This window comes from Streptomyces sp. NPDC086023 (genome assembly GCF_044540325.1).
GTDB lineage: Bacteria > Actinomycetota > Actinomycetes > Streptomycetales > Streptomycetaceae > Streptomyces.
In genome coordinates this window covers 248,654-262,088 of sequence record NZ_JBITRX010000013.1, presented here as the reverse complement: position 1 = coordinate 262,088, position 13,435 = coordinate 248,654, and the positions used below count along the sequence as shown (strand labels likewise).

The 13,435-nt window shown below is 70.9% G+C and carries 11 protein-coding genes and 1 pseudogene; all 12 read right to left on the bottom strand.

The window, feature by feature from the left end; genetic code table 11:
* Positions 1-569: pseudogene (locus ACIF6F_RS25415) on the bottom strand (ribonuclease E/G); the annotation flags it as partial.
* Between the two features lie 258 nt (positions 570-827).
* Positions 828-1,583: a TIGR03936 family radical SAM-associated protein gene (locus ACIF6F_RS25410; RefSeq protein WP_399950759.1), complete on the bottom strand. Its 756-nt coding sequence runs from the start codon at positions 1,581-1,583 to the stop codon at positions 828-830.
* A 442-nt stretch (positions 1,584-2,025) separates the two neighbouring features.
* A complete protein-coding gene (locus ACIF6F_RS25405) occupies positions 2,026-2,448 on the bottom strand; it encodes a PIN domain nuclease (RefSeq protein ID WP_399950756.1) in 423 nt (140 codons plus the stop codon).
* Complete coding sequence (locus ACIF6F_RS25400; RefSeq protein ID WP_399950752.1) at positions 2,449-2,667, bottom strand: type II toxin-antitoxin system VapB family antitoxin; 219 nt, start codon at positions 2,665-2,667, stop codon at positions 2,449-2,451. It abuts the gene before it with no gap.
* Between the two features lie 127 nt (positions 2,668-2,794).
* Positions 2,795-4,717 carry a TIGR03960 family B12-binding radical SAM protein gene (locus ACIF6F_RS25395; RefSeq protein WP_399950749.1) on the bottom strand — a complete coding sequence of 641 codons (1,923 nt, stop codon included), beginning with the start codon at positions 4,715-4,717 and terminating at the stop codon, positions 2,795-2,797.
* A gap of 72 nt (positions 4,718-4,789) precedes the next feature.
* Positions 4,790-6,334, bottom strand: a complete 1,545-nt coding sequence (locus tag ACIF6F_RS25390) for a CHAD domain-containing protein (RefSeq protein ID WP_399950746.1) — start codon at positions 6,332-6,334, stop codon at positions 4,790-4,792.
* 70 nt (positions 6,335-6,404) lie between these two features.
* Complete coding sequence (gene rodA, locus ACIF6F_RS25385) at positions 6,405-7,604, bottom strand: rod shape-determining protein RodA (protein ID WP_399950743.1); 1,200 nt, start codon at positions 7,602-7,604, stop codon at positions 6,405-6,407.
* Between the two features lie 4 nt (positions 7,605-7,608).
* On the bottom strand, positions 7,609-9,798 hold the full coding sequence (mrdA, locus tag ACIF6F_RS25380) for a penicillin-binding protein 2 (protein WP_399950740.1): 2,190 nt from the start codon (positions 9,796-9,798) through the stop codon (positions 7,609-7,611).
* A gap of 10 nt (positions 9,799-9,808) precedes the next feature.
* A complete protein-coding gene (gene mreD, locus ACIF6F_RS25375; RefSeq protein ID WP_399950737.1) occupies positions 9,809-10,495 on the bottom strand; it encodes a rod shape-determining protein MreD in 687 nt (228 codons plus the stop codon).
* Positions 10,496-10,504: 9 nt separating this feature from the next.
* Entirely contained in the window at positions 10,505-11,461 is a 957-nt protein-coding gene (mreC, locus tag ACIF6F_RS25370; RefSeq protein WP_399950734.1) for a rod shape-determining protein MreC, read from the bottom strand.
* 199 nt (positions 11,462-11,660) lie between these two features.
* The gene (locus tag ACIF6F_RS25365) at positions 11,661-12,680 is read right to left on the bottom strand and encodes a rod shape-determining protein (RefSeq protein WP_125647420.1); all 1,020 of its coding nucleotides are present in this window, start codon (positions 12,678-12,680) and stop codon (positions 11,661-11,663) included.
* 284 nt (positions 12,681-12,964) lie between these two features.
* Positions 12,965-13,378, bottom strand: a complete 414-nt coding sequence (gene ndk, locus ACIF6F_RS25360) for a nucleoside-diphosphate kinase (protein WP_399950730.1) — start codon at positions 13,376-13,378, stop codon at positions 12,965-12,967.
* Positions 13,379-13,435 lie beyond the last annotated feature (57 nt).

Here is a 13,435-nt window from a genome sequence, read left to right as displayed (position 1 = left end):
GCAGCGGCCGCCTCCGCGACCGGGGCGCTCACCGCGCGGGTCGCACGCCGACGCGTGCGCTTCGGAGCGGCCTCCTCGGCCGCGGGGGCCTCGGCCGGAGCGGCCTCGGCGGCCGGGGCCGCCACGGGAGCCGCAGCCGGGGCCTCGGCCGGGGTCTCGGCCTGGGTCTCCGCCGCCACTGCGGCGGTGGTGGCACGGGTGGCACGGCGGCGGGTGCGCTTGGGGGCGGCCTCGTCGGCCACCGGCTCGGCAGCGGGCGCCTCGGCGGCCGGGGCCGCCACGGGAGCCTCGGCAGCGGCCGCCTCCGCGACCGGGGCGCTCACCGCGCGGGTCGCACGCCGACGCGTGCGCTTCGGAGCGGCCTCCTCGGCCGCGGGGGCCTCGGCCGTAGCGGCCTCGGCGGCAGGGGCCGGAGCGGCCTCCTCGGCGGCGGCCGTCACCGGCGTACCGCCGGGAGGGCCGGCCGGACGCGACGCGGCCCGGCGCCGGCGGCGCGGGGGAAGCGTGTCGCTGGGGCTTTCGTCGGCATTGCGCTGCGCCGACGCGTCAGTCGATTCGTACTCGAGCATGCGGGCGGTTCTCCCGTCACGCTCCCGGGCGCCACGCCTGACTTCCGGCCCACAGGGTTCCGCGCAATTGAGCGCGGACCCGGCGTCCGGGGCGCGTGCGCCGCACGGGAGCTCTAGTCCATGACCGCCGGTTCCGTACGCGATGTGACGCACGGCCTGGCGGAAGTCTTCAGGTGGGTGCGCGGCCCGACCCAGGTGGCTCCCGAGTGCCAGGGCTGCGCATCGACGGCTGTCCCTACGCGGGACCTCCTCCGGCGCCTACGCGCTGGCAGGTCCGGCGGCCGTGGGTGGGGCGGCCGTGACTGCCTCGCGGTCGGGCGCGAGCGGGTCGGTCACCGTGCCGGACTCCTCGTCGAAGAGCCCCTGCGCCAGCCTGGTCACCGCAGCGGGGACCGGCGGCGCCAGGTCGGCCACAGCTCGGAGACCGGACAGGACGTCGTCGGGTCGCACGGCAGGTGTCAAATGCCGAACAACCAGCCGCAGTATCGCACAGGCGTCGTCAGCAGGCCTATCAACCGCGGCAGGAAGAGCCTCAAGGCTCACCACGGCACCGCGGGTGTCGAAGGTGCGCACGCCGTTCTTGGTACGCCGCTGGACCTCGACGGCCTCGGCGGCGAGGAATGCCTCGGCGGCCCGCTGCGCCTCGGCGACCTCGACGCCGTCCAGCCGCAGCTCCCAGACGGAGGCGGTCAGCCGGTCGGCGAGACCCGAGGTGCGGGCCTCGACGGCGTCGGTGATGTCCAGCCCTGCGGGCAGCGACTCGTCGAGCAGCTCGCGGAGCTTCTCGGGGTCGCGGACCTGGGTGAGCGCGATCTCCAGGTACTCGGCCTCGCTGCCGGTACCGGTCGGCGCGGCGTTCGCGTACGAGACCTTCGGGTGCGGGGTGAAGCCGGCCGAGTACGCCATGGGCACCTCGGCGCGGCGCAGGGCCCGCTCGAAGGCACGCTGGAAGTCACGGTGGCTGGTGAACCGGAGGCGGCCGCGCTTGGTGTAGCGCAGGCGGATGCGCTGCACCGCGGGTGCGGGCGGCGGGCCTTCGGGCTGTCGCTTGCCCAGTGGTTCTTCTCCTTGATGCGGGGCGTGGCGCTCGCGCGCCGCCCTTGTGACGTCTTTCGCAGCGGGGGCGGCTACGGGGCCGCGCCTACGGCTGTCGTACTACCCAGAGTACGCGCCCCTGACCTCCCCGGTTCCCTGCCGGTACGCCGCGCTCCCTACCCGGACAGGGCCCCCGCACCTCCCGCGCGGCCTCCCGCACGCTCCGCCACGCCTCCCGCATCACCCGCCCTACGGGCACCAGCACATACCGGTACACCCATCCGGTCCCCCACCCGGCGAACAGCAGCACGCCGAGCGGCCGCAGCACGTACCGGTACCCCGCCCGCAGCGTGTTCCCTACCGGCAAGGACATCGGAAAGCCCCCGTCCGTTGCGGCGGGGGCCGGAAGAGTGGTGAGCGGTCAGTCGATGGTGCCCGGCTCGGCGAGCCACTGCGTGCGCACGTCGATCACACCGCTGAGGGTGTCGAAGTCGCGGTCGTAGTGCAGCACGGTCAGACGGTGCTCCCGTGCCGTGATCGCGACAAGAATGTCGGCGGCGCTCGCCGAACGGTGCCAACCTCGCTCGACCAACACCTCCTGGACATCGAGCGCTTTGAGCCAGCCGTCCTCCGGCACGGGCTGCCAGCCGTAGAGGCTTCGCAGCTGGGACTTCATTTCCTTGTAGTGGTCCGAAGTCCTGGCCGAGTAGAGCATCTCGAACTCGGTCGGCTCGCAGACGGAGATGCGCCCCGCCCGAAGCCGCTCGAGCCACGGCTCACGGACCTTCGGGCGCAGGATGCGCGCCGCGGCGGACTTGTCGATGAGGTAGAGCTCGGACTTCACCTAGCGCCACACCCGGTCCTCGAAGTCAGGCTCCAGCAGGTCGTCGAACGCACCCTCGTCGGCGAGCTTGATCATCCGCTCCAGCGCCCGCTCCCTCTTGAGCCGGGCTCCTATCTCCTGCAGCGCCGCGTTGACCGTGTCCTTCTTGGTCTTGGTGCCGAGCGCCTCCGCCGCGAGCGCGAGCGCTTCCTCGTCAATATCGATCAGAGTCTTGGCCATAAAGAACACCTCCACTATCGAGGATATCCAGCAGCGCAGAGCGCAGAAACAATTCATCGCCGCACGAACGTATATGCCCCCTCACCGTTCCCGGTGAGGGGGCATATACGGGTCAGTCGGTCCCCGGCTACTTCACGACCGTCAGCGGCAGCAGCTTCTTGCCGGTGGGGCCGATCTGGATGTGCGTGTCGAGCTGAGGACAGACGCCACAGTCGAAGCACGGGGTCCAGCGGCAGTCCTCGACCTCGGTTTCGTCGAGGGCGTCCTGCCAGTCCTCCCAGAGCCAGTCCTTGTCCAGGCCGGAGTCCAGGTGGTCCCAGGGGAGGACCTCCTCGTACGTGCGCTCGCGCGTCGTGTACCAGGCGACGTCCACGCCGTGGTCGGGGAGGGCCTTCTCCGCCGCGCGCATCCAGCGGTCGTACGAGAAGTGCTCGCGCCAGCCGTCGAAGCGGCCGCCGTCCTCGTAGACGGCGCGGATGACATCGCCGATGCGGCGGTCGCCGCGCGAGAGGAGGCCCTCGACGATGCCCGGCTTGCCGTCGTGGTAGCGGAAGCCGATCGAGCGGCCGTACTTCTTGTCGCCGCGGATCTTGTCGCGGAGCTTCTCCAGGCGGGCGTCGGTCTCCTCCGCCGAGAGCTGCGGGGCCCACTGGAAGGGCGTGTGGGGCTTCGGGACGAAGCCGCCGATCGAGACCGTGCAGCGGATGTCGTTCTGGCCGGAGACCTCGCGGCCCTTGGCGATGACGTTGACCGCCATGTCGCCGATCTGGAGCACGTCCTCGTCGGTCTCCGTCGGCAGGCCGCACATGAAGTACAGCTTCACCTGGCGCCAGCCGTTGCCGTACGCGGTGGCGACCGTGCGGATCAGGTCCTCCTCCGAGACCATCTTGTTGATGACCTTGCGCATGCGCTCGGAGCCGCCCTCGGGGGCGAAGGTGAGGCCGGACCGGCGGCCGTTGCGGGTCAGCTCGTTGGCCAGGTCGACGTTGAACGCGTCCACGCGGGTCGAGGGCAGGGACAGGCCCACCTTCTCGTCCTCGTAGCGGTCCGCCAGGCCCTTCGCGATGTCCGCGATCTCCGTGTGGTCCGCGGAGGAGAGGGAGAGGAGGCCGACCTCCTCGAAGCCCGTCGCCTTGAGACCCTTCTCCACCATCTCGCCGATGCCGGTGATGCTTCGCTCCCGCACGGGGCGCGTGATCATGCCGGCCTGGCAGAAGCGGCAGCCGCGGGTGCAGCCGCGGAAGATCTCGACGGACATCCGCTCGTGGACCGTCTCGGCGAGCGGCACCAGCGGCTGCTTCGGGTACGGCCACTCGTCGAGGTCCATGACGGTGTGCTTGGACACGCGCCACGGCACGCCGGAGCGGTTGGGGACGACGCGGCCGATGCGGCCGTCCGCCAGGTACTCGACGTCGTAGAAGCCCGGCACGTAGACGCCGCCGGTCTTGGCGAGGCGGAGGAGGACCTCCTCGCGGCCGCCGGGACGGCCCTCGGCCTTCCACTCGCGGATGATCTTCGTCATGTCGAGGACGGCCTGCTCGCCGTCGCCGATGACCGCGCAGTCGATGAACTCCGCGATCGGCTCCGGGTTGAAGGCCGCGTGGCCGCCGGCCAGGACGATCGGGTCGTCGATGCCGCGGTCCCGGGCCGACAGCGGGATGCCCGCCAGGTCCAGGGCCGTGAGCATGTTGGTGTAGCCCAGCTCGGTGGAGAAGGACAGGCCGAAGACGTCGAACGCGCCGACGGGCCGGTGGCTGTCCACCGTGAACTGGGGCACCTTGTGCTCGCGCATCAGGGCCTCCAGGTCCGGCCACACGCTGTACGTGCGCTCGGCGAGGACGCCCTCCTGCTCGTTCAGCACCTCGTAGAGGATCATGACGCCCTGGTTGGGCAGGCCGACCTCGTAGGCGTCGGGGTACATGAGGGCCCACCGCACGTCGCAGCTCTCCCACGGCTTGACCGTGGAGTTGAGCTCTCCGCCGACGTACTGGATGGGCTTCTGCACATGCGGGAGCAGCGCTTCGAGCTGTGGGAAGACCGACTCGGACATCTGGAACCTTCGTGGGCGGCAGGGGGCGACTATCTAGCGTAACCCGAGTGGAGGCGGCCCCCTGCCGCATGATCACGACCGCAGGGCGGCCCGGAGCGCCGGATCGGAGGCCTTCTTCCATACGGCGGGCAGCTCGCGCTCCCTGAGGTCGCCCAGGGCCTCCTCGCGCCCGAACACCAGACCCCAGGTGAACGCCGACTCGCCGGCGGCGTGGGCCTGCGCGGCCAGCCCCCGCAGGGCCTCGCGGGCCACCACGCTGTCCTGGTGGTCGCCCAGCAGCGTCTGTACCTTCTTCAGCCGCTTGGCCAGCCGCTTCGCGGGCTTGCCCAGCGCCGGGGTGGCCGCCTCGGCGGCGTAACGGGCCCGCTTCGCGGCCTTGCGGGCGTCGTGCAGCGCGAGGTCCCGCTCGTGCCCGGGGTCCATCGCCAGCGCGTGGTCCACCCGCTCCGCGAGCCGCCGGTAGTCCCGGAGCACCGCCTTGGCCAGCACCTTCCGCGGGGCGCCGGCCGCGCCCGGGAGCAGCGGCGGCTCGGCCAGCAGGCGGTCGAGGGAGCGCAGCAGCGTGAGGTACCTGGCGCTGTCGAGCACTGCGACGGCGCGGCGCCGGGATCCGGTGCGCCGGGCGGCGTTCCAGATCCGGAGCCTGCCGCGGACGGGCCCGAGGAGGAGGGTGCGGGGCAGTTCGCCGAGCCGGGTCTGGAAGCGGTCCATGAGGACTTCCTGGTCCCGGTCCACGCCGAGTTCGCCGCCGAGCCAGCGCAGTTCCTCGGACAGGGGGTCGGTGGCGCCGCGGTCCAGCACCTTGCGGTAGGTCTTGAGGGCGCTGCGCAGGCGGCGTGCGGCGACGCGCATCTGGTGGACGGAGTCGGGGAGGTCGCGGCGTACGGCCGGGTCGTAGGAGATCAGCGCGTCGACCTGTTCGCGGAGGTAGTCGAGTACGTACGCGCCGGCGGTGCCCGGTGCCGGGGCGTCGGGGGGCGCGGGCAACGAGGAGGGGGCGGGCGCGGAGCCGGTCTCGGCGAGGGCGCGGGCCAGCTTCGAGGGGGCGTCGGAGACCTTGAGCCCGGCCTTGCGGAACCGTTTCTCGACGGCGTCCAGGAGGGCGGGGTCGACGCCGTCGGCCAGTTCCGCCTCGACCTCGGTCCACTTGGCGGTGGCGCGGGGCTCCGCGAGCCGCTCGGCCCGTACGGCGTCGGTGCTGACCTCGGCGAGGAGGGCTCCGTCGGCGGCCTTGAGGTGCCGGACCTCGCGGGAGGAGAGGAGGCGGACGAGGGGGACCAGTTCGGCGTCCCTGATCCGGGAGCGGACGAGGGCTGTGAGCGCCCGGGGGACGGTGTCGCTGAGGGGGGCGCGGATCTCGTCCCGTACGCCGGGGGCGACGGGGAGCTTGAGGTGCCAGCCGGCGTCCTCGCCGCCGGTGCGGCGGCGCAGGGTGAGGCCGTCGGCGGCGAGCCGCTGGTCGGTGGTGTCGTAGTAGACGGCGTCGAGGTCGGCCGTGCCCTGCGGCACGACCTCGGCGACGTCCGCGGTCCCGGTCAGGTCGGGCAGCTTTCGCTGTCGCTTCTTGGCTTGTGTGAACTCGAATTTCCGCTCGATCTCGCGCTTCGTGTCCGCCATAGACCGAACTTAGTCTTCATCAGCTCATCTTGTGAACGTTACGTCGATTTCGGCCGTCGGCCGTGCCACCTCAGGCGGACATCGGCCGCTGGACCCTGATCGACTGCAGCAGTCCGATCGCCACCCAGACCGCGAACATCGAGGACCCGCCGTACGACACGAACGGCAGCGGCAGGCCCGCCACCGGCATGATGCCGAGCGTCATCCCGATGTTCTCGAAGGACTGGAACGCGAACCACGCGATGATGCCGGCGGCCACGACCGTGCCGTACAGCTCGGTGGTCTCCCGGGCGATCCGGCAGGCCCGCCAGAGGATCACGCCGAGCAGCAGGATGATCAGTCCGGCACCGAGGAAGCCGAGCTCCTCGCCCGCCACGGTGAAGATGAAGTCGGTCTGCTGCTCGGGCACGAACTGGCCGCTGGTCTGGTGACCGTTGAACAGCCCGGCGCCGTAGAGGCCGCCGGAGCCGATCGCGATGCGGGCCTGGTTGGTGTTGTAACCGACGCCCGAGGGGTCGAGCTCGGGGTTGGCGAAGGCCGCGAAGCGGTTGATCTGGTACTCGTCGAGCACGCCGAGCGCGGCGACGAGGGCCGCGCCGGTGGCTCCGGTCAGGATCAGGCCGAGGACCCAGCGGTTGGAGGCGCCGGAGGCCAGCAGCACTCCGAGGACGATCACCACCATGACCATCACCGAGCCGAGGTCGGGCATCAGCATGACGATGCCCATGGGGAGCGCGGCGAGGCACAGCGCCTTGGCGACGGTGCGGTGGTCCGGGTGGGGCAGGTCGCCCGCGTCGACGCGGGCGGACAGCAGCATCGCCATGATCAGGATGATCGTGATCTTGACGAACTCGCTGGGCTGGAGCGAGAAGCCGCCGCCGATGACGATCCACGCGTGGGCGCCGTTGATGGTCGCGCCGAGCGGGGTGAGGACGGCGAGGATCAGCAGGATCGAGATGCCGTAGAGGACCGGCACCGCACCGCGCAGGGTGCGGTGGCCGAGCCAGACGGTTCCGATCATCAGGACGAGCCCGATGCCGGTGTTCAGGGCGTGCCGGAACAGGAAGTAGTACGGGTCGCCCTGGTTGAGCTCCGTGCGGCCGCGGGTGGCGGACCACACCAGCAGGGCGCCGAGCAGCGACAGGCCGAGGCTGGACAGCAGGATCGGCCAGTCGAGCCGGCGGAGCACCGAGTCGCGGGCGGTGAGCTTCGCCAGCGGCCCGCGCTCCGGTGCGTAGCGGGAGACGGAGAATCCGTGGGGTGCGGTCATCGGGTCAGTCCCTCAGGTGGGCGGGCGGACCCGCGAGCGCCGGCAGCCCGTCGCCCTTCTCTCCGGGGTCGACCTTCTGGGCGTCCGGGTCGTACGGCTTGATCTCGGGCGCCTCGATGGTGCCGTCGGGCAGGATCTTCGGCAGGGTCTTCTGCGGCTGCGGCAGCAGGGCCCGCTTGAGGTCCTGGTTGCCGGCGTCGTCGAGGCCGTAGATGGCGTCGTAGATGTTGCGGACGGCGGGCCCGGAGGCTCCGGAGCCGGTGCCGCCCTGGGAGATGGTCATGACGATCGTGAAGTCCCGGGTGTACGTCGCCAGCCAGGAGGTGGTCTGCTTGCCGTAGACCTGGGCGGTGCCGGTCTTGGCGTGCATGGGGATGCGGTCCTGCGGCCAGCCGCCGAAGCGCCAGGCGGCGGTGCCGCCGGGCTCGACGACGGAGCGAAGTCCCTTGTCCAGGTTCTTGATCGTCGCGGCGTCGACCGGGAGCCTGCCGTGGGGGGTGGGCCTGATCTCGTGGATCGTCTTGCCGTCGGGGCTGATCACGGCCTTGCCGATGGTCGGGGTGTAGAGGGTGCCGCCGTTGCTGATGGCCGAGTACGCGGTCGCCAGCTGGATCGGGGTGATCAGGACGTCGCCCTGGCCGATGGCGAAGTTGATGCTGTCGAAGGCCTTGAGCTGGTTGCCTTCGAGGCAGCTCTCGTACGCGATCTGCTCGACGTACGTGCCGCCCTTCTTGCCCTGCTTGCACCAGGCGTCCTTGTTGGCCTCCCAGAAGGCCTTCTTCCACTGGCGGTCCGGGATGCGGCCCTTGACCTCGTTGGGCACGTCGATCCCGGTCTCGCCGCCGAAGCCGAACTCACGGGCGGTCCGGTAGAACCAGTCGTGGGCGTTCTTCTTGGGCTTGAGGCCGCCGTCGCGCTGCCACTCCTGGTGCCCCAGCCGGTAGAAGACGGTGTTGCAGGAGAACTTGAGGGCGTCGCCGAGGGTGATGGGGCCGTGCCCCTTGGACTCGAAGTTGGCGAAGCTGCGGTTGCCCATGCTGTACGAGGCGCTGCAGTCGTACTTGTCGTTGAAGTCGTGCCCGGCGCGGACCGCCGCGCTCGCGGAGACCACCTTGAAGACGGAGCCGGCGGGCGCCTGGCCCTGGATGGCCCGGTTGAGCAGCGGGTAGTTGGAGTTCTTGCTGGTCAGCTTGGCGTAGTCCTTGGCGGAGATGCCGCCGACCCAGGCGTTGGGGTCGTAGTCGGGCTGGGAGGCCATGGCCACGACGCGGCCGGTCCTGGACTCCATGACGACGACGGCGCCCGCGTCGGCCTCGTACTTGCGGCCGGTGATCTTGTCCGTCTCCTGGCGCACCGTCTTCATCGCCTGGGCCAGCTCGTACTCGGCCACGGCCTGGACCCGCGCGTCGATGCTGGTGACGAGCGTGGAGCCGGGCACGCCGGGGTCGGACTCGGCCTCGCCCATGACGCGGCCGAGGTTGTCGACCTCGTAGCTGGTGACACCCGCCTTGCCGCGCAGCTCCCTGTCGTACGTGCGCTCGATGCCGGAGCGGCCGACCTGGTCGGAGCGCAGGTGCGGGGAGTCGGTCTCCTTGGCCTTCTGGATCTCGTCGTCGGTGACCGGCGAGAGGTAGCCCAGCACCTGTGCCGTGCGGGCTCCGCCCGGGGCGGCGTAGCGGCGTACGGCGGTGGGCTCGGCGGTGATGCCGGGGAAGTCCTCGGGGCGCTCGCGGATCTGGAGCGCCTGCTGGGTGGTGGCTTCCGTGGTGACCGGGATCGGCTGGTAGGGGGAGCCGTTCCAGCAGGGCTTGGGGGTCTCGGAGTCGCAGAGCCTGATCTTGTCCATGACCTCCTTGGGGGTCATGTCCAGGACGCCGGCGAGGCGGGTGAGCACGGCCTTGCCCCGGTCCTTTATCCGCATCAGCTCGGTGCGGCTGGCGGAGACGACGAGGCGGGTCTCGTTGTCGGCCAGCGGGACGCCGCGGGCGTCGAGGATCGGCCCGCGGACGGCGGGCTGGACGACCCGCTGGACGTGGTTGCCCCGCGCTTCTGCCGTGTACTCGTCGCCGTTGCGGATCTGGAGGTACCAGAGCCTCCCGCCGAGCGTGAGCAGCAGCGAGAAGACGATCACCTGGATGATGCCGAGCCGGATCTGCACACGGGGGGTGCGTCCGGTCTCCGGGATGTTGGTCACGCGCTCCCCCTCAGAGCTTCTTCGCGCTCTTGATGCCCTTTATGCGGCCGGCGTTCGAGGCTCTGCTGCGGGCCGCCTTGATCCGCAGGCCGTTGCGCCGGCCGCCGATGCGCAGGCCGGTGCCGCCGGAGAGCCAGCCGGAGGCCACGTCCGTGCCCTGCGCGGGACCGGCGTTGGCCTCGACGGCCATCGGGTCGCTCTCGGCGCGCCGGGCCAGCGCCATGATGAGCGGCACGGTGAAGGGCGCCAGGAGCAGGTCGTAGAGGGCGGCGCTGAACAGCAGCCCGGTGAGGCCCACGTGGCGGGCGGCGTCGTCGCCGACGAGGGCGCCGACCGCTCCGTAGAGGAGGGTGGAGCCGACGGCGGCCGCCACCACGGTGAGCATCGGGCCCCAGGCGGACCGGAACCGGCCGTCGGAGGGCCGGACCAGTCCGCAGAGGTAGCCGACGACGCACAGGACCAGGGCGTACCGGCCGGCCGCGTGGTCGGCGGGCGGGGCGAGGTCGGAGAGCAGGCCCGCGCCGAAGCCGATGAGGGCGCCGCTGGTGTGTCCGTAGACGAGGGCGAGGGCGACGACGGTCAGCAGCACCAGGTCGGGCACGGCGCCGGGCAGTTGGAGGCGTGCGAGGACGGTGACCTGGACGACGAGCGCGACCACGACGAGGGTGGTCGCGAGCAGGATCCGGTTGAAGCGCATGGCGGTCTCCTACTCGTCGGCCGGCTGACCGGCGTCTTCCCCGGCGCCGGCACGCGCGCTGGGGGTGACCGTCACGGTGACCGTCGGGGTGGGCTTGGGCGGGGCGGGCTTGGCCGGCAGGACGGCGTCGCGCGGGTCGGTGCGCGGGGGCATCACGACCACGCCGACGATGTCGAGGCGGGAGAAGCCGACGTACGGGCGGACGAAGACGGTACGGGTGAGGCCGCCGCCCGCGGGGTCGACGCGGACCACCTCGCCGATCGGGACGCCCGGGACGAAGGGGCGGTTGGCGCGGGAGCCGAAGGTGACGAGCCGGTCGCCGGGCTTGACCCTGGCCTTGCCGTTGAGCATCTGGACGGAGAGGGAGTGGTCGCCCTGGCCGGTGGCGAAGCCGAGTTCGCCGGTCTTCTCCAGGCGGGTGCCGACGGTGAAGTCGGGGTCGGTGGCCAGCAGGACGGTGGAGGTGTCCGGGCCGACCGTGGTGACGCGGCCGACGAGTCCGTCGCCGTTGAGCACGGTCATGTCGCGCTGGATGCCGTCCTTGGTGCCGACGTCGATGGTGACGGTCCAGGAGAAGCCCTGGGCCGCTCCTATTGCGATGACCTCGGCGCCCTTGATGCCGTACTGGCCGGCTCCGGCCTTCTTGAGCATGTCGTCGAGTTCGCGGATGCGGCTGCGGTTGCGGTCGTCGCTGCCGAGCTTCGCCTTCAGGGCGGTGTTCTCGCGTTCGAGTTCGGTGATGCGGTTGTGCCGCTCGCCGGAGTCGCGTACCGCGCCTATGGCGTTGGCGACGGGGTCGACGGCGGTGGCGACGCCCTTCTCCACCGGTCCGAAGACCGCGGCGGCGGCCTGCCGGGCACCGTCGACCGGTGACTCCTCGCCGGCCCGGATGTCCACCGTGATCAGCGCGAACGCGATGGCGACCAGCAGTACCAGGAGCAGCCGGCTCTCTCGTGTGTCCCTCACGTGCGGCGGCCGTGCCTTCCGTTTGATCCGTACCGACGCGGCGGGCTCCACTGGAGCCGGAGCGCGCACCGGGTCTCTTGCCTGTATATCAACGATCCGCCGCACGGGCGCGGTAGCACCCGTACGGCGGATCTGTGTGTTTCCGGTATCCCCTGATCGGGGGCATTGTCAATGCGCTGTCAACGATGGCCGGGCGGCGTCAGCGACGGGGCTGGGCGTCCAGCACCTGCTGGAGCGCCTCGAACTCCTCGACGCACTTGCCGGAACCGAGCGCGACGGAGTCGAGCGGGTCCTCGGCGATGTGGATGGGCATTCCGGTTTCCCGGCGCAGCCGCTCGTCCAGGCCGCGGAGCAGGGCGCCGCCGCCGGTGAGGACGATGCCGCGGTCCATGATGTCGCCGGACAGCTCGGGCGGGCACTTGTCGAGGGTGGTCTTCACCGCGTCGACGATGGCGTTGACGGGCTCCTCGATGGCCTTGCGCACCTCGGCCGCGGAGATGACCACGGTCTTGGGCAGGCCCGAGACCAGGTCGCGGCCGCGGATCTCGGTGTGCTCGTCCTTGTCGAGGTCGTACGCCGACCCGATGGTGATCTTGATCTGCTCGGCGGTGCGCTCGCCGAGGAGGAGGCTGTACTCCTTCTTGATGTGCTGGATGATCGCGTTGTCCAGCTCGTCGCCGGCCACCCGGATGGACTGTGCCGTGACGATTCCGCCGAGGGAGATGACCGCGACCTCGGTGGTGCCGCCGCCGATGTCGACCACCATGTTGCCGGTGGCCTCGTGCACGGGCAGGCCCGAGCCGATGGCCGCGGCCATGGGCTCCTCGATGATGTGCACCTGTCGGGCGCCGGCCTGGGTGGACGCCTCGATGACGGCGCGGCGCTCGACCCCGGTGATGCCGGAGGGCACGCAGACGACGACGCGGGGGCGGGCCAGGTAGCGGCGCTTGTGGATCTTGAGGATGAAGTACCGGAGCATGCGCTCGGTGATCTCGAAGTCGGCGATCACGCCGTCCTTGAGGGGGCGCACCGCGACGATGTTGCCTGGCGTCCGGCCGATCATCTTCTTGGCCTCGGAGCCGACCGCAAGGATTCCGCCGGTGTTCGTGTTGATGGCGACCACGGACGGCTCGTTCAGGACGATCCCCCGGCCCCTCACGTACACCAGCGTGTTGGCGGTCCCGAGGTCGACAGCCATGTCACGGCCGATGAACGACATTGAGTTCCCCTTGTTCCCCATGAGGAGCGTCTGGCCTTCCCAGTTGAGAGCGGCTGCTGTCAGGTCGGCGAGGTGGGTGTGTGGGTGGAGGTCCCATCGTAGTGCCGCAGGTGCGGAGTCCGCGCGACGGGACTCCTCCACTTCCGGCCGGAACGGGTACCCGCCCCCCTAATGGTGACGACGTGTCTGGCCCATGCGTTCCCGGGCACCGCCATCCATACCGAAGGGCGACCGAAATTACTTCGGTCGCCCCAGGTCATGAGCGCTATATGGCTGACGCGAGATCAGACGAGGGAGGGGAAGAAGAGCTTCAGCTCGCGCCCGGCGGACTCCTCGGAGTCCGAGGCGTGGATGAGGTTCTCGCGCACGATGGTGCCGAAGTCGCCCCGGATGGAGCCGGGGGTGGCCGCGATCGGGTCGGTCGGGCCGGCCAGGGTCCGCACGCCCTCGATGGCGCGCTCGCCCTCGACGACGAGGACGACGACCGGGCCGGAGGCCATGAAGCCCATCAGGGGCTCGTAGAACGGCTTGCCCTTGTGCTCGCCGTAGTGCGCCTCCAGGGTCTCCTGGTCCAGCGTGCGCAGCTCCATCGCCGGGATGGTCCAGCCGGCCTTGCGCTCGATACGGCCGATGATCTCGCCGATCAGGCCGCGACGGACGGCGTCGGGCTTGAGGATGACGAGAGTGCGCTGGGTCATGTTCCGGCTCCTTGCGGCATACGGGTGCGGTCTGAAGAGGCTACAGGGGTGCAGCGG